The organism is Amycolatopsis sp. NPDC004368, from assembly GCF_053602515.1.
This window is the reverse complement of the sequence record NZ_JBSGDT010000026.1, coordinates 41,741-57,099: the sequence shown is the minus strand read 5'-3', so window position 1 is coordinate 57,099 and position 15,359 is coordinate 41,741. Positions and strand designations below refer to the sequence as shown.

Annotated in this window: 19 protein-coding genes; 16 read left to right on the top strand and 3 right to left on the bottom strand. The window is 70.9% G+C overall.

What is annotated here, in order from left to right; genetic code table 11:
• Positions 1-415 precede the first annotated feature (415 nt).
• On the bottom strand, positions 416-1,318 hold the full coding sequence (locus ACWEOE_RS29850) for an alpha/beta fold hydrolase (protein WP_452014936.1): 903 nt from the start codon (positions 1,316-1,318) through the stop codon (positions 416-418).
• A 173-nt stretch (positions 1,319-1,491) separates the two neighbouring features.
• Between ACWEOE_RS29850 and ACWEOE_RS29845 the strand changes: the two genes are divergently transcribed.
• The 6 genes from ACWEOE_RS29845 to ACWEOE_RS29820 are packed head-to-tail and all read left to right on the top strand — an operon-like array spanning position 1,492 to position 4,909.
• The gene (locus tag ACWEOE_RS29845; protein WP_452015036.1) at positions 1,492-1,806 is read left to right on the top strand and encodes a hypothetical protein; all 315 of its coding nucleotides are present in this window, start codon (positions 1,492-1,494) and stop codon (positions 1,804-1,806) included.
• Positions 1,803-2,126 carry an SH3-like domain-containing protein gene (locus ACWEOE_RS29840; RefSeq protein WP_452014934.1) on the top strand — a complete coding sequence of 108 codons (324 nt, stop codon included), beginning with the start codon at positions 1,803-1,805 and terminating at the stop codon, positions 2,124-2,126. The genes ACWEOE_RS29845 and ACWEOE_RS29840 overlap by 4 nt, the downstream gene beginning before the upstream one ends.
• A 2-nt stretch (positions 2,127-2,128) precedes the next feature.
• Positions 2,129-2,773, top strand: coding sequence for a nitrile hydratase subunit alpha (gene nthA / locus ACWEOE_RS29835; RefSeq protein ID WP_452014932.1), 645 nt, complete (start codon positions 2,129-2,131; stop codon positions 2,771-2,773).
• On the top strand, positions 2,770-3,549 hold the full coding sequence (locus ACWEOE_RS29830; RefSeq protein WP_452014930.1) for an MIP/aquaporin family protein: 780 nt from the start codon (positions 2,770-2,772) through the stop codon (positions 3,547-3,549). Before nthA ends, ACWEOE_RS29830 begins: the two co-directional genes overlap by 4 nt.
• A gap of 2 nt (positions 3,550-3,551) precedes the next feature.
• Positions 3,552-3,866, top strand: coding sequence for a hypothetical protein (locus ACWEOE_RS29825; RefSeq protein ID WP_452014928.1), 315 nt, complete (start codon positions 3,552-3,554; stop codon positions 3,864-3,866).
• Positions 3,863-4,909: a HoxN/HupN/NixA family nickel/cobalt transporter gene (locus tag ACWEOE_RS29820; RefSeq protein WP_452014927.1), complete on the top strand. Its 1,047-nt coding sequence runs from the start codon at positions 3,863-3,865 to the stop codon at positions 4,907-4,909. Before ACWEOE_RS29825 ends, ACWEOE_RS29820 begins: the two co-directional genes overlap by 4 nt.
• 63 nt (positions 4,910-4,972) lie before the next feature.
• Here ACWEOE_RS29820 and ACWEOE_RS29815 read toward each other — a convergent pair whose 3' ends face one another.
• Entirely contained in the window at positions 4,973-5,437 is a 465-nt protein-coding gene (locus ACWEOE_RS29815) for a MarR family winged helix-turn-helix transcriptional regulator (protein ID WP_452014925.1), read from the bottom strand.
• A gap of 172 nt (positions 5,438-5,609) precedes the next feature.
• Between ACWEOE_RS29815 and ACWEOE_RS29810 the strand changes: the two genes are divergently transcribed.
• The 3 genes from ACWEOE_RS29810 (at position 5,610) to ACWEOE_RS29800 (ending at position 8,800) form a co-directional block, all read left to right on the top strand.
• Positions 5,610-6,992 (top strand): FAD-dependent oxidoreductase, encoded by a 1,383-nt coding sequence (locus ACWEOE_RS29810; protein WP_452014923.1) that lies wholly within the window; start codon positions 5,610-5,612, stop codon positions 6,990-6,992.
• 154 nt (positions 6,993-7,146) lie between these two features.
• On the top strand, positions 7,147-8,037 hold the full coding sequence (locus ACWEOE_RS29805; protein WP_452014921.1) for an SAM-dependent methyltransferase: 891 nt from the start codon (positions 7,147-7,149) through the stop codon (positions 8,035-8,037).
• A gap of 40 nt (positions 8,038-8,077) precedes the next feature.
• Positions 8,078-8,800 (top strand): Crp/Fnr family transcriptional regulator, encoded by a 723-nt coding sequence (locus tag ACWEOE_RS29800; RefSeq protein WP_452014919.1) that lies wholly within the window; start codon positions 8,078-8,080, stop codon positions 8,798-8,800.
• 47 nt (positions 8,801-8,847) lie between these two features.
• Here the strand turns inward: ACWEOE_RS29800 and ACWEOE_RS29795 are convergent, their stop codons facing one another.
• The gene (locus tag ACWEOE_RS29795) at positions 8,848-9,408 is read right to left on the bottom strand and encodes a flavin reductase family protein (RefSeq protein WP_452014917.1); all 561 of its coding nucleotides are present in this window, start codon (positions 9,406-9,408) and stop codon (positions 8,848-8,850) included.
• Positions 9,409-9,545: 137 nt separating this feature from the next.
• Between ACWEOE_RS29795 and ACWEOE_RS29790 the strand changes: the two genes are divergently transcribed.
• Genes ACWEOE_RS29790 through ACWEOE_RS29760 form a run of 7 tightly spaced genes read left to right on the top strand, consistent with a single transcriptional unit; the run spans position 9,546 to position 15,334 of the window.
• The gene (locus tag ACWEOE_RS29790) at positions 9,546-10,574 is read left to right on the top strand and encodes an ABC transporter substrate-binding protein (protein ID WP_452014915.1); all 1,029 of its coding nucleotides are present in this window, start codon (positions 9,546-9,548) and stop codon (positions 10,572-10,574) included.
• A 22-nt stretch (positions 10,575-10,596) separates the two neighbouring features.
• Entirely contained in the window at positions 10,597-11,409 is an 813-nt protein-coding gene (locus ACWEOE_RS29785) for an ABC transporter permease (RefSeq protein WP_452014913.1), read from the top strand.
• Positions 11,406-12,251 carry an ABC transporter permease gene (locus ACWEOE_RS29780; protein ID WP_452014911.1) on the top strand — a complete coding sequence of 282 codons (846 nt, stop codon included), beginning with the start codon at positions 11,406-11,408 and terminating at the stop codon, positions 12,249-12,251. Before ACWEOE_RS29785 ends, ACWEOE_RS29780 begins: the two co-directional genes overlap by 4 nt.
• Before the next feature lie 31 nt (positions 12,252-12,282).
• A complete protein-coding gene (locus ACWEOE_RS29775; RefSeq protein WP_452014909.1) occupies positions 12,283-13,119 on the top strand; it encodes an ABC transporter ATP-binding protein in 837 nt (278 codons plus the stop codon).
• Positions 13,120-13,169: 50 nt separating this feature from the next.
• Positions 13,170-14,255, top strand: coding sequence for an LLM class flavin-dependent oxidoreductase (locus ACWEOE_RS29770; protein ID WP_452014907.1), 1,086 nt, complete (start codon positions 13,170-13,172; stop codon positions 14,253-14,255).
• Positions 14,252-14,803 (top strand): YceI family protein, encoded by a 552-nt coding sequence (locus ACWEOE_RS29765; RefSeq protein ID WP_452014905.1) that lies wholly within the window; start codon positions 14,252-14,254, stop codon positions 14,801-14,803. The genes ACWEOE_RS29770 and ACWEOE_RS29765 overlap by 4 nt, the downstream gene beginning before the upstream one ends.
• Before the next feature lie 21 nt (positions 14,804-14,824).
• On the top strand, positions 14,825-15,334 hold the full coding sequence (locus ACWEOE_RS29760; RefSeq protein WP_452014903.1) for an ester cyclase: 510 nt from the start codon (positions 14,825-14,827) through the stop codon (positions 15,332-15,334).
• Positions 15,335-15,359 lie beyond the last annotated feature (25 nt).

Here is a 15,359-nt window from a genome sequence, read left to right as displayed (position 1 = left end):
CTCCTTTGCGGGATCGCCGAGCACGCTCGGGGGAGCGGCTCGTCTCCTGCGACAGTGGCGGCTGTCAGGCAGTTCGTTCCGGCGCCTCGAGGGTGAGGCCGGTCGCCGGCCGGAGATTCCCGGCCGACGGTCCGGCAATGGTAAATTTCCCTTACGAAGGGTGTCAAGGCGCCGGATGACGGTTCCTCGCCCGGTGCGCCGGGCCGCGGGAGCCCGCCGGACCACCGTGCGAGTGTGGGCAGCTCACCAGTGGACCGGATGCCGGCGTCGTCCGGGCCGGCTCGCCGCGGGAACCGGGCGTCCGGGCACAGGCGTCGGATGGCAGGAATCAGCGCGCGATCGGGTGAGGCAATTTTCCGAAACACGCCGATCGCTTCGCGTCACTTCGCCGACAGGTGCGCCGGCTGCCGTTCTGTCAGCATTTCGGGGAATCGATGAGGACATCCGCCACCCGGTCGGGCGCGGACAGGAATGCCGAATGCGAAGCGGTGAGTTCGACGACGTTTGTCGGGTTCCCGGGAAACGCGGAGTCCGCCTGGCGTATGAAAAGCCGCTGCAGTTCGATCGGAATGGTGTTGTCCTGCGTGCAGAGGAGGTACGTGCGCGGAACCGAACCCCAGCCCGATGCCGTGAGTGTGGTCGTTTCCACGACCATCGCCGTCGGCGCGTCACAGCTCAGCAGTGCGATCGCGGCCGCCGCTTTTTCTTCCGCCACGTCGCCGTAGAAGGCGTCGCGGATGCCCGCTTGGACGGCCGGGTCCGGATTGCCGGGATCGATGCGCAGCGCCCCCGTGGCTTCGGGATCGCCGACCAGTAACTGCAGGAACCGGTTGCCCTGCCCCTCCGGCAGCGACGGGTACACCAGGCACGGCGTGTCCGAGGCGGGCATGTAGGCCGCGAGGTAGTAGAGGTGCGCGAACAGGCCGGGTTCGCGCTCGGCCGCCCGGGTCAGCACCGCGCCGCCCATGCTGTGGGCGACCACGGAAACCGCCCGGCCGCCCCCGATCACCTTGACCTGGTCGATCAGCAGATCGGCGCCCGCCTCGAGCCCGATCCCGGCGACCGGCGACGCCTCGGTGGCGTACGCGGCGGCGTCGAAGGGCCGGCGGGTGGCCGCGGCAGGCGACGCCGCGAGCAGCCCGTGGGCCGCGAGGTCCACGGCCACGGCACCCCGTCCGCGGGCGGCGAGCCGCGTGATCAGGTCCGCCCACGCCCACGAGCCGTGGTAGAAGCCGTTGAGCAGAACGAGCGGCGCGTCCGCCGTTGTTTTTTCCTCCACAACCGCACGATTCTGCACCGTGCGGAGCACGGAAACCATGTGCGATCGAATCAGTTTCCGTCGGTTTCGGATCACGCGTCGACGCTGGTGCGGGCCGGTGCGAATGTCGCCGAAGCTGTTGTACAGTCACGCTCATTCACCACGATCCCGGGTGCCCGAACCGAAAAATCGAGCACATCGGAGAGGAGCAGCGAGTGTCGGAAAAAAGCAAGATGATCATCCGGCCGGCGCACGACCTCGGGGGGCTTCCCGAAGGTCCGTTGGTCCGGTCGGAACATGACATGACCCCCTTCGAAAAGAGCTGCCACGCCCTGCTCAATGTGCTCGCCGTGCACCAGTTGGTGAACACCGAGGAAAAGCGACGTGGCGTCGAAGACCTCGGTGCGGAGATCATCGGGAAACTGACCTACTACGAGCGGTGGGCCGTTTCCGCGTCGAAGGTTCTCATCGAGAAGAAGATCATCACCAGCGAAGAGCTGGGCAAGAAAATGGCCGAGATCCGCGAACGCCTGCTGGAGGACGCGTGAGCGAGACCCGCTTCCGCGAGGGCGACCCGGTGCGGATCTCCGAGCGCTACGCGCCCGGCCACGTCCGCACGCCGGTGTACGTGCGCGGCAAGGAAGGCACCATCGAGCGCGTGCTGCCGCGCTTCATCAACCCGGAGCTCGAGGGGTACGGCGTCAACGAGGGCACCGAGGTCCAGCTCTACCGCGTGCGGCTGGACCAGAGCTCGCTGTGGCCCGACTACGACGGCCGCCCGGCCGACGTCGTCGAGATCGAGATCTACGAGCACTGGCTCGAACCGATCGCCCCGAACGCCGCCGCCGCTTCGAACGACAAGGAATGACCGTGGCCGAACACGCACACCCCCACGCCGATCCCCACACCGACCCGCACGCGCCGATCGAGTCGGCGCCGGGGGAGCCGGACTACTTCGACGTCCTGCAGATGGCGATCCGCGAGCTCATGGTCGAGAAGGGCCTCATCGGTGCGGGCGAGGTCCGCGAGATGATCGAGACGCTCGACGCGCACGAACCCTCGCGCGGCGCCGCCCTCGTGGCGCACGCCTGGGCCGACCCCGCGTTCAAGGAGCGCCTCCTCGCCGACGGCACGGCCGCCATCGAGGAGTTCGGGATCGACAACTACGACGGCACGAACCTCATCGTGCTCGAGCAGACGCCCGACACGCACAACCTCGTGGTCTGCACCTTGTGCTCGTGCTACCCGCGCCCGGTCCTGGGGCTGCCGCCGGACTGGTACAAGAGCCGCCCGTACCGCGCCCGCGCCGTGCGCGAACCGCGCGCGCTGCTCGCGGAGTTCGGCACCGACGTGCCCGAGGACGTGAAGATCCGCGTTCACGACAGCACCGCCAACATGCGCTACCTGATCCTGCCGATGCGCCCCGAGGGCACCGAGGACTGGAGCGAAGAAGATCTCGCCGAACTGGTCACCCGGGACTCGATGATCGGCGTGTCCGCGGCTCGCACGCCGTGACACAGGAAGAGATCGGCCCGAACGCGGACCCGAAGGCCCGCGAGTGGCCGCCGGCGGCGTGGCTGACCGAACTGCTCGGCACGGCGCTGCTGGTGTTCGACGCGCTCAGCGCCATCGCGCTGACGATGGCCCCGGCGTCGCTCCTGCACGGCTGGCCGGTCCAGCTGCGGATCCTCCTGATCGGGATCGCGGTCGGCGGCACCGTTGCCGTCTTCGCCGTGACTCCGCCGGGCAAGCGCTCGGGCGCGCACCTCAGCCCCGCGGTGAGCTTGTTCATGGCTCTCCGCGGGGTGCTGTCGGTGCGCGACACGATCGCGTACGCGGTGGCGCAGCTGGCCGGGTCCGTGGTCGGCGTACTGGTGGCCCGGCTCGTGTGGGGCCACTGGATGCGCGACATCTCCGACGGCGTGATCAAGCCGGCCCCCGGCGTGAGCGGGGCGGCCACGGTGCTCGCCGAGGGGCTCAGCACCATCGTGCTGCTGCTCGTGCTGTCGTGGCTGGTGTCCAAACCGCGCCCGCGCGAGACGCCGTGGGTGATCGGCGTGCTTATCGTCGTCATGATCGTGCTGACCGGCACCACGACCGGGGGCAGCTTCAACCCGGCGCGTGACTTCGGTCCGTACGTGCTCGGTTCGGACTTCAGCTACTTCTGGGTCTACATGCTCGCCCCCATGGTCGGTGCCCTGATCGCCGCGGGCGGTCTGTTCCTGGCCCGCCGGGCGTGGAAACCCCGGACCTGCAAGCTCTGCGGGCCGGCCTTCGAAGCGGTGGGGTGACGGTGGCGGAGCCGATCGGTTCGCCGTTGCGGCGCGAGGTCTGCCGCGAGCTGGAGCTCGCGGGGTTCGCGATCTACGCCACGGGCCCGGCCGGCGGTGTCGAGGTGCGGGAGTGCCCGCCCGACCACGGCGGTGGCGTGCTCGTCAGCTGGGCGCCCGACGACGCCGCGTTCCAGCCGATCGACGAGCGCGTGACCGCGGTCGAGAAGACCATGGCCGGCGCGCTGCTGCGAGTGCTGGAGCACCTGGGGTTCACGGCGGAACCCCTGGGTGAGTCCTTCTCGGTCCGGGTCGCGGACAAGACGGGGGTTGCGTGAGAAACACCGTGCTCGCCTTCCTGGGCGCCCACCGGTTCCTGGTCGTGCTGTTGACCGCGATCGTCGCGCTGACCCTGGTGCTGGTCGCCGGGCTCTGGGTCGTGGGCGACCACGGGGGCCTCGGGATCGGGGTCGGGCTCGCCGCGTTCGCGCTCGGCGCCCGCCACGCGTTCGACGTCGACCACATCGCGGCGATCGACAACACGGCGAGGCGGCTCTCGGCCAACCGGCGCGCGTCCTCGATGGTCGGCTTCTGGTTCGCCCTGGGGCACTCCACCGTGGTGCTGCTGCTGACGCTGGTGGTCGCCGCCGGCGCGCGGTTCGCGGCCACGATGACGAGCGACTCCTCGGTCACGCACCAGGTGCTCGCCACCGTGAGCACGAGTGCTTCGGCACTGTTCCTGTGTTTCGTCGGTCTGCTGAACCTCACCTCGGCGATCGGCACCCGCAGGGTCTACCGGCAGGCCCGCCTGGGCGAGCTCGAAGACGGCGAGCTCGAGCGCGTGCTGGAGAACCGGGGCGCGATCGCCCGCCTCCTGCGGCGGTTCACCCGCTCCCTGCACAGCGCGCGGCAGATGTTCCCCGTCGGCCTGCTGTTCGGGGTCGGCTTCGACACCGCCACGGAGGTCACGCTGCTGGCGGTGGCGGGCACCAAGGCCGCCGCCGGCGTGCCGTGGTACTCGGTGGTGATCCTGCCGGCGCTGTTCGCGTGCGGGATGACCTTGTTCGACACGCTCGACGGCGTGTTCATGACCGCCGTCTACGGGTGGGCGGCGACCGACCCGCTGCGCACGCTGCGCTACACGATGACCATCACGTGGCTCTCGGTCGCGGTCGCGCTGTCCCTCGGCGTGGTCGAGCTGGTCGGCCTGACCCACGACAGCTTCAAGCTGCACGACTCGGTCACGTCGTGGTTCGCCTCGCTCGACCTCGGCGACCTGGGGTACGTGGTCGTCGCCTTGTTCCTCGTGTTCTGGGCGGTCGCGATGGGCTTGCGCCGCGTGCGCGCGGGCCGTGATCCAATGCCCGGGACCAGCCGGTGACCGGTACTTCGCTGAGCGGGCCTCGCTGAGTGGGGCTCGGTGCGCGGGCCTCGGTGCGTGGGCTCAGTCGGTCGCGACGGTGCGCCGCTGGTGCTCCGCGACATCCATGAACACGCGCTTGAACTCGGCGTACGCCTCACGCCCGACGCGGCGGGCGTGGCGGTCCTGCATGGTCGCCATGATGCGGTCGGCCGTGCGCATCTGGTCGAGACCGCGCTCGGTCGGGCAGACGAGCTTGGCCCTGCGGTCGCCGGGGTCGGGCTTGCGGTACACGTAGCCCAGCGCCTCCAGCTCGTCCACGAGCAGGCCGATCGCCTGTTTGGCCTGGCCCGAGAGCCGGGCGAGCTCGGTCGCCCGCAGCCCGCCGGGATCGAGGTAGGCGAGGACCACCCCGTGCCGGGGGTGCAGATCGTCGAAACCCTGGGTGACGAGCTTCGTGAAGAGTTCACGTTGGACGGCGAACAGCAGCCTCGCCGAGAGCACCCCGAGGTCTGGATTCGTCGCGTTCCGCTCAGCCCGGGTAACCACCCACCGCCTCCTTCGACACGCGGCCGTCGACCACCACCGCGCGAGGGCCGATCATAATTGCTCCGCCGGGACCGGTACCGGGCGGCGCGCCGCCGGTGCTGATCCGATCTCGTCGAAAAATGATCTTTTCGAGCGTAGTCGAACCGCTCGAGGAGGCGCATGCTGGGGTCTCATGGACGACATGCACTTCGATCTGGTGGTCATCGGGTTCGGGAAGGGCGGCAAGACGCTCGCGGCCGCGCTGGGGCGCCTCGGCAAGCGCGTCGCGATGATCGAGCAGTCCTCGCAGATGTACGGCGGGACCTGCATCAACATCGGCTGCGTCCCCACGAAGTCGCTCGTCCACCACGCCGAGAACCCCGGTGCGGGCACCGCGCCGGAGCGCCACCGCAAGGCGGTCGAGGCCACGCGCGCGCTCACCACGGCCATGCGCGGCAAGAACTTCGCCATGCTCGACACGATCGACACCGTCACGGTGATCACCGGCAAGGCCACGTTCCTCGACCCCAAGACGGTGCAGGTCACCGCGGGGTCCGACCTGCTGCGGGTCACCGCCGACACGATCGTGATCAACACCGGCGCCGTGCCGACGGTCCCCGACATCCCGGGCCTGCGCGCGAGCAGCCGGCTGCGGACCAGCACCGACCTCATCGACCTCGACCACCTGCCCAAGCGGCTGGCGATCCTCGGCGGCGGGTACGTCGGCGTCGAGTTCGCCTCCACGTACGCGCAGTTCGGCAGCGAGGTGGTCGTGCTCGACGCCGCGCCGCGGATCATGCCGCGCGAGGACGAGGACATCGCCCAGGCGGCCACGGGCATCCTGAGCGGCGCCGGCGTCACGTTCGTGCCCGACGCCCACGTGACCGGGGTCCGCGACCTCGACAACGGCGTCGAGATCACCTACGACGTCGAGGGGCAGACCCACACGCTCGCGGCCGACGACGTGGTGGCCGCGACCGGCCGTCGGCCCGCGACCGAGGGCCTGGGCCTCGACCTCGCCGGCGTACGCACCCGGGCGAACGGCACCGTCGAGGTCGACGAGTTCCTGCGCACCAGCCAGCCGCACATCTTCGCGATCGGCGACGTCAACGGCGGCCCGCAGTTCACCTACATCTCCCTCGACGACTACCGCATCGTCGCCGACCAGCTGATCGGGCAGGGCAAGCGGTCCACAAACGACCGCCGGTTCGTGCCCTACACGGTGTTCATGAGCCCGGCGCTCTCGCGCGTGGGCATCACCGAGCGCGAGGCCCTGGACCGCGGGCTGCCGGTCAAGGTCGTGGAGAAGCACATCGCCGACATCGCGGCCATGCCGCGGTCCAAGATCGTCGGTGAGACCCGTGGGCTGATGAAGTTCGTGATCGACCGCGAGACCGACCTGATCCTGGGGGCCACGCTGCTGAGCGTCGACTCGCAAGAGCTGATCAACCTCGTCACCCTCGCGATGCGCCACGACCTGACCGCGACCGAACTGCGCGACAGTGTCTACACGCACCCGTCGTCCACCGAGGCGTTCAACGAGGTCCTCGGCACCCCGCCGGTGCGCACCCACTGACGGTCCTCTTCGGACGGCCACTTCGGACAGTTTCTTCGGATAGTGGTGCCGGGTGATCCGGTTCACGCCGGATCCGGTCCTTTCGCCCCGCACGCTCGTGCCCGCCGCGTCATGATCGACTTGCGCACCGACACCACGGACGAAGGGCCCGATCGTGAGTACACCCAGGCTTCCCGAAGGCGTCGGGCTCACCGCCCTGATCACGGCGTACGCCCGCGCGCAGGAGTCCCGTCGCGCTGATCGGCTGTTCGCCGACGTGCCGGCCGAGCGGTTCGTGGCCCGTATGCTCGACGTCGACGTGTCGGCCGGCGTGCTGCCGGCGTTCGGACCGGCCCGCGAAGACCGGCCGTCGGAGCTGTGGCTGGGCCTGTCCGCTCTGTTCGCGGGCCGCACGGGGTTCTACGACCGCTACGTCGCCGAGCGCCTGGCGGCGGGCTGCCGCCAGGTCGTCCTGCTCGGCGCCGGGCTCGACGGCCGGGCCTACCGGCTCGCCTTCCCCGCCGACACGGTGGTCTACGAACTCGATTCCGCGCAGGTGCTGGGTTTCAAGGAACGTCTGGTCGCCGACGTCGGCGCCGAGGCGGCCGTGAAGCGCGTGCCCGTGGCCGCGGACCTGCGGGAGGGCTGGCGCCGCGAGCTGCTTGCCGCCGGCTTCGACCCGCACGCGCCCGTCGCGTGGGTGGCCGAGGGGTTGCTTATGTACTTCGAGCCCGGCCAGGCCGATGCGTTCCTCGACGAGCTGGGCGAGGTGTCCACACCGGGAAGCACGCTGGCGGGGGAGTACCTCAACCGGCGGACCAGGATGAGCGACATCCCGACGCCGGAGGACGGCGACCGCGCGATGGCGGAGATCTTCGTGTCCGTGGACCGCGGCGGCCCGGCGCAGTGGCCCCCGGCCACGTGGCTCGCCGCGCACGGCTGGACTGGCGACGGCCCCGACCTCGTCGACGAGCTGTCCGCGGCCGGCCGCCCGATCCCGGCCCTGCTCGACGCGGGCAAACCGGACCCGCTGCGGCTGGGTCTGTTCGCCGCGACCCTGGACTGAGCTCACCCGCGACACGCGGCGAAGTGCTTACACTGCTCGGATGAACCCGGCCGGCGCCCTCCCGCCCGCGGAGCGTTTTCGCTCCGCGGCGGGCGGTGCCGTCGCGAGCCCGTTCTTCGCCGGGATGCCGGCGGAGCTGGTGGCCGGACTGCTGGACAGCGGGGCCGTGCGCCACCATCCGCGTGGTGAGGTCATCTTCCACACCGGTGAGCACGCGGCCTTCGGCTACCTCGTCGTGTCCGGCAAGGTCGCCATGGGCCGCACGACCGTCACCGGCCGCGAACGGATGATGACGATCTTCCTGCCCGGCGACCCGTTCGGCATCACCAGCGTCTTCGAGGGCAACGCGCGCGTGTCCGATGCCGTGGCGATCAGCGACGCCGACGTGATCGCCCTGCCGGCGGCCCGGTTGCGCGAGTGGGTGCTCAGCGACCCGCGGATCGGCGCGGCCGCGGTGCGGTTCCTCTCGGCGCAGGTGCGGCGGATCAACGAGACCGTGGGTTCGCTGCTCAACCCCGACATCAGCGCGCGCGTCGCGGGCGGGATCATCCAGCTCGCGGACCGCATCGGCGTGCGCGGGCCCGACGGCGTCCGGGTGCGCCACGACCTCACCCAGGAACAGTGGGCGCACTACGTGGGTGCTTCGCGCGAGAGCGTGAACAAGGCGCTCAAGGACATGACCCGGCTCGGCGTGATCACGCTGGAGTCGCGGGAGCTCGTGATCCACGACGAGGAACGGTTGCGGCGCAAGGCCGGACGCTGACCTCACGCACCGCTGTGTCACTCACCGCTGTGTCATTCACCGCTGTGTCATTCACCGAAGCCTGCGTAGCTGCGCCGGAAATACACCAACGGCGCGGCGTCCGTGTGGGCGCCGTCCATGATGAGCCCGACGACGATCGTGTGGTCCCCGCCGTCGACCACCTGGTAGAGCTCGCACTCGAGGAACGCCACCACGGAGTCCTCGAGCACCGGTGAGCCGTGGCGGCCGCGCCGCCAGCCGATCGTGGCGAACTTGTCCTCGACGCGGCTCGCGAAGTGGGCCGAGATCGCGGAACCGAGGCTGTCGAGCACGTTCACACCGAAGCGGCCGCGCTCGCGAATGGCCTGCAGCGTTCGGGAACCCTTCCCCAGGCACACCAGCAACAGCGGCGGTTCGCACGACAGGCTGCACACCGTGCCCGACGTCATGCCGATCGGCGAGCCGTCTTCGGCGGTCGTGGTGATGACGCTGACCGACGTCGGCAGCGAGGCGGCCAGACCCCGGAAGAGGTCGGCGTCGACGCCGTACCCGGCGAGGTGGACGGGGGCGGACATCGACCGTGCGGAGCCGAGCGCGTCGCCGGCCGCGGGCGGAGTCGGAGTGTTCATGGTTTCCATGGCGCCGCCGAGAGCCCGTCCGCGGCAACCGGATGTGGAAACTTGCACAGGGGAGTTGTCCGCGTCACACCGCCCGGTCTTCCATGCCTCTCATCGCACAGCGCGGTACTGCGGAAGGCGGAATCGGCATGGCGCACCACACTGGACAGGCCGGGAAATCCCGGAAATCTCGGCGGCCCGTCGCGGCGGCCCTGCTCGGCGTCGCGGCGCTCGCGGCCACCTCGGCGTGCTCGGCCACGGACACCACGGCCGCGCCCGGCTCGGGTTCGGGCCAGGCGGGCCAGGCCTCGAGCGGCGCGGCGGTAGTCGTCGACGCGCCGGCCACCACGTCGTCGGCCGCGGTCTACCTCGGCGCCCGCAACGGCGGGTTCGCCAAGGCCGGCGTCACGGTGCAGGCGCACAACCACACGAGCTCGGACTCGCCGCTGGTCGGCCTGCTCGGCAACGCGTACCCGATCGTCTGGGACAGCGCGGCCGACTACCTGCTCGCCGTGCAGAAGAAGCTCCCCGTCACGGTCGTGGGGCTCAGCGACCTCGGCCGCCCGGGACAGCTCGACGTGCTGGCCAAGGCCGGTTCGCCGCTGCGCACCGTGCGCGACCTGGCCGGCCACAGCGTCGCCATCCCCGGCACCACCTCCAGCTGCGCCGTCACGCTCCCCGCGCAGCTGCGGGCCGCGGGCGTGGACCCGAAGTCGGTCAAGCTCGTCCCGGTCGCGTTGCCCGACCAGGGCAGCGCACTGCAGCGCGGGATCGTCGACGCCGTCTGCACGCCGGAACCGTTCCTGTCCACGATCCGCAAGACCGTGGGCACGCGCAGCGTCTCCGCACAGTTCACGGGGCCGCTCACCGACACCCTCGTCGGCGTCTACGTGACGACCACGAGCTACGCGCAGCAGCACCCGGACGTGATCGCGGCGTTCCGCAAGGGCCTCGCGGCCGAGAACGCCGCACTCAACGCCGATCCCGACGCGCTGCGCAAGGCCGTGCCCACGTTTACGAAGGTCGACGCGGCGCTGGCCGCGGGCATGAAGATGCCCGGCTTCGCCACGAACGTGACCGACCTGGCCCCGCTGCAGAAGCTGGCCGGGGTGATGCAGCAGGCCGGGATGCTCACCAGCACGCAGCTGCCGGCCGACGTGATGGTCGCGGACCGCTGACGCCGGAAAGGAAACCAGCCTCATGTCGATCGACGTCCTGGCCCGGCGCGGTGCCGCCCGGAGGCGCCCCGCGTTCTCCACGTTCGCGCTCGGGCTGGCCGGCCTGGTCGTGCTCGCCGCGGCCGAGGAGATCGTGGCCCGCTCGGGACTGGTGAGCACGCAGTACCTGCCGCCCGCGAGCGTGATCCTCGTGCGGCTGGGCGAACTGCTCACCAACACGCCGTTCCTCGCCGATCTCGGTGCCACCGCGGGCTCAGCGCTGCTCGGCCTGCTGATCGCCGTCCCGGCCGGCCTGGTCCTGGGCCTGGTCCTCGGGCTGGTGCCGGCCGTGCACACCGCGACGCGCATCGTCGTGGACCTGCTGCGGCCAGTGCCCGCGGTGGCGATCGTGCCGCTGCTGGTGCTCGTGAGCGGCACGGGCCGCGCGTCCGTGGTGATCACGATCGTCAGCGCCACCGTGTGGCCGGTGCTGCTCAACACGATCCACGGCGCGCGCGACGTCGACGGGGTCGCGTTGCAGACGGCGCGGGTCTACGGCGCGCGGCTGCCGCGCCGGCTGGGCGAGATCGTGCTGCCTTCAGCCGCGCCGGTGATCGCGGCCGGGATCCGGGTGTCGACCGGGCTCGCGCTCGTGATCGCGGTGGCGGCCGAGCTGCTCATCGGCACCGACACCGGTGTGGGGGCCTACCTCCTCGCCGCGACGCAGGGCGGCAGCCACACCGACTACGCGTTCGCGGCGGTGTGCGCGGCCGGGCTGCTGGGGCTGGTCGTGAACGGGGCCGCCCGGGCAGTGGAACGACGGCTTCTGCCGTGGGGCGAAGGAGAATCACGATGAGCGCCGTGGCGATCGCGCCGGCTTCCACCCGTACTTTCCGCACCGCGGCCGCGGTCGTCGGCCTGTTCGTGCTGCGGTTCGGGTTGCTGGCCCTGTTGTGCTGGATCTGGCAGCGGGCCGCGGCTGCCGCGGCGAACCCGTACTTCCCGACGCCGCTGGAGATCCTCCGCAAGATGCGGGCCCTGTGGTTCGCCGGCCCGGCGAGCCACCTGTGGACCTCGGCTCCCTTGTGGACGGACGTGGCCCCGAGCCTCGTGCGGATGCTGGCGGGCTGGCTGGGCGGCTCGCTGATCGGCGCGGCGATCGGCGTGTCGGCGGGCGCGTTCCCCACGGTGCGGCGCATGGTCGACCCGGCGGCGCAGTTCCTGCGCGCGCTGCCGACGCCGGCGATCCTGCCGGTGTTCCTCATCGTCTTCGGCGCCAGCGACGTGATGCGCGTGCTCGTGATCGCGTTCGGCTGCACGTGGCCCGTGCTGCTCAACGCGATGCAGGCGACCGGCGCGATCGACCCCGTCGCGCGGGACACGGCCCGCACCCTGCGCCTGGGCCCGCTGCGCCGGCTCCTGCAGGTGGACCTCTGCTACGCGACCCCGGCGATCTTCGCCGGCATGCGCGTGGGGCTCGCCCTCGCGCTGGTGCTGATGGTGCTGTCGGAGTGGGTCGTCGCCACGAGCGGGCTCGGGTTCTTCCTCGTCGACTCCCAGCGCCACTTCGAGTTCGCCGGCATGTGGGCGGCGATGGTCGCGCTCGGCGTGCTCGGCTACGTCTTCAACACCGTGTTCACCGCACTCGAACGCCGCGCTCTGCGCTGGCACCGCCACAGCCGTGCCCGGCACGACTGATCCCCCGAAGAACACTCTCCAGGAGATGGTGATGACCTCCATGCAGAACCCGGTCCACACCGCGGCCCGCCCGGCCGCGCCCGATCCGGCCGCGCCGCGCGAGCCGGCAGTGCGGGTCACGGGCCTCGGCCACAGCTACCCCGGGCAGCCGCAGCCGGTGCTGCACGACGTGTCGTTCACCGCGGCCGACGGGGAGCTGCTCACGATCGTCGGGCCGTCCGGTACCGGCAAGTCGACCCTGCTGCGGTGCCTCGCCGGGCTGCTGCACCCCGCCCAGGGCGAGGTGTGCGTGCTCGGCGAGCCCGTGGCCGGCGTGCCCGCCGGGCTGTCGATGGTGTTCCAGGACTACAACCGGTCGCTGTTCCCGTGGATGCGCGTGGGCCGCAACGTCGAGTTCCCGTTGCGGGCCGGCGGGGTGCCGGCGGCCGAGCGCCGCGAGCGCACCGCCGAGTCGCTGGCGGCCGTGGGGCTCGGGGACGCGCGGCGCAAGTACCCGTGGCAGCTCTCGGGTGGCATGCAGCAGCGTGTGGCCATCGCCCGCGCGCTGGCGTGCCGGCCCCGGATCCTGCTCATGGACGAGCCGTTCGCGAGCGTCGACGCCCAGACCCGCGCCGACCTCGAAGACCTCACGCTGTCGGTGCGCGACCGCTTCGGCATGACGATCCTCGTGGTCACGCACGACATCGACGAGAGCGTGTACCTCTCCGATCGCGTGATCGTGCTGAGCCGGCCCCCGGCGACGGTCGCCGAGCTGGTGACGGTGGACCTCACCGCACCCCGCGACCAGATCACCACCCGCGCGGACCCGAAGTTCGTGCACCTGCGTGCCGACGTCGCCGCGCACATCCGCGGCGACGCGGCGGCATGACGTCCGCGGCCTGACCCCGTACCCGAACCTCACAGAAACCCAGGGGAGACATGAAGTTCTCGATCTACCTCAACGCCCAGTCGCCCGACGGCGCGCACGACCTCGAAGTGGTCGAGGCCGTGACCGAGCAGGCGCTCATCGCCGACCGCAGCGGCTTCGCCGGCGTCTGCCTCACCGAGCACCACTTCACCGGCTACAACACCTACGGCAACCCGTTCACCTTCGGCGCCTACCTCGCGCCGCAGCTGAAGAACCTGCACACGATCGTGTCGGTGGCCGTGCCGGCGCTGTGGAACCCGCTGAACTTCGCCGAGGCTTGCACCACGCTCGACCTGCTCACCCGCGGCCGCTGCACCATCGGCGTGGGCACGGGCGGTTCGCCGCGCGAGTACCAGGGCCTCGGCCGCGACACCGCCCACCGCGCGGAGCTGATGGACGAGGTGCTCGACGTCGCCTTCCGCGCTCTCGCGAAGACCGACGACGACGGCGTGGAGATCGACTTCGCCACCACGCACTCGAGCGGGCTGCTCACGCGGCGCATCATGCCCGCCAGCTTCCGCCCGTCGATCCGCTTCGCCCGCGCCGCGCTGTCGGACCAGGGCATCCTCGACGCGGCCGGGCGTGGGTGGGCGCTGCAGACCGCGCGCGACGAGCTCGGCGAGACCGCCCGCAAGTGGGCGCTCTACCACGACGCGCTCGAACGGTCGGGCCACGACGCGCAGACCGTGAAGGACGCCGCCGACTGGTCGCTCGTGCAGAAGATGGTCTACATCGGCGAGACCGACGAGTCCGCGCTGCGGGAGGTCACACCGGCGCTGGACTACCTCGACGCGTCGACGGCCAAGGCCTTCCAGGGCGCGGCAGGTGCGGCGAAGTTCCAGAACAGCGTGGTCGGCGTGGCGGCCAGCGACCGCGACGCGTTCCTGCGCAAGGCGATGATCGTCGGCAGCGTCGACACCGTGGCCCGCGAGATCGCGGCCCACGCCGAGCGCGGCATCGGGCACCTCGCTCTGGTTTTCCTGTACGGACAGATGGATCCGGCACTGGCCAACCGCTCGTTGCAGCGGTTCATCGACCACGTGATGCCCCGCTTCGCGGATGCTGAAGGTGCCGTTCCGGTGGGGGTGGCGTCGTGACCACAGTGGATCAGCAAGCGCTCGCTCTCGACGCGCTGACCGGCACCTGGACGGTGGACGCCGCGCACAGCCTGGTCGCGTTTTCCGTGGTGCACATGACGATCGCCCGGGTCACGGGCCGGTTCGACGTGCTCGACGGCGCGGTGGAGGTGACCGAGCGGGGTGCCTCGCTGGGCGTTCGCGTCGCGACCGGGAGCATCTCCTCGGGCCACCCGAAGCGCGACGAGCTGATCCGCTCGCCCGATTTCCTCGACAGCGAACGGTTTCCCGAGATGGAGTTCACCGCTGCGTGTGAGCGACTGCCCGCCGTCGACTGGGTGTTGCCCGGCCGGCTGACCATCCGCGGCGTGGCCCGGCCGGTGGAGCTGGAGGTTCGCACCGGGGGAGTGATCGACCACCGCGGTGCCACGCGCGCCGGGTTCTCTGCCCGGACCTCGCTCGACCGGCGCGAGTTCGGGGTGCGGTTCGACGGGCTGCTCGCCGGCGGCGGCGCGGTGGTGTCGAACCGTGTCGACGTGGTGATCGAAGCCGAGCTCGTCCGCGCCTGACCGTTCCCGAAAGGACATCGTATGCACACCCGCAGCCTCGTGACGACGCTCGTCGGCGCCGACTACTCCGAAGCCGAGTACACCGAGGAGGAACGCCGCAACATCGACCTCGTCCGGAAGTTCCGCACCGTCGGGCTCGAAGAGCGCGCGCAGTTCCTCAAACCCGGCGCGACCGTGAACCGCGTCGGCATGGCGTCGCTGGCCGAGCTCTCCGGCCTCGGCATGGGCGGCTACCGCAAGGACTCCCTGCCGGACCGGCACGACGTGATCGAGGACATCGTCGCCAAGGGCGACCGCGTGTGGGCGGTGTGGTCGCTGACCGCCACGCACACGGGAGAGCTCTACGGGTTCCCCGCGACCGGGAACCGCATCGACATCACGGAGATGGCGATCTGGCGGTTCGAGAACGGGCTCGTCGCCGAGCACTGGTACTTCGCCGACGACTTCGCCCTGCTGCGGCAGCTGGGCGCGCTGCCGGAGTTCACCGATTACGCCGAGCTGACCCGGGGCCGCTGGCGCACGGCAGAGTGACACGGCAGAGTGAACCGGAATCCGG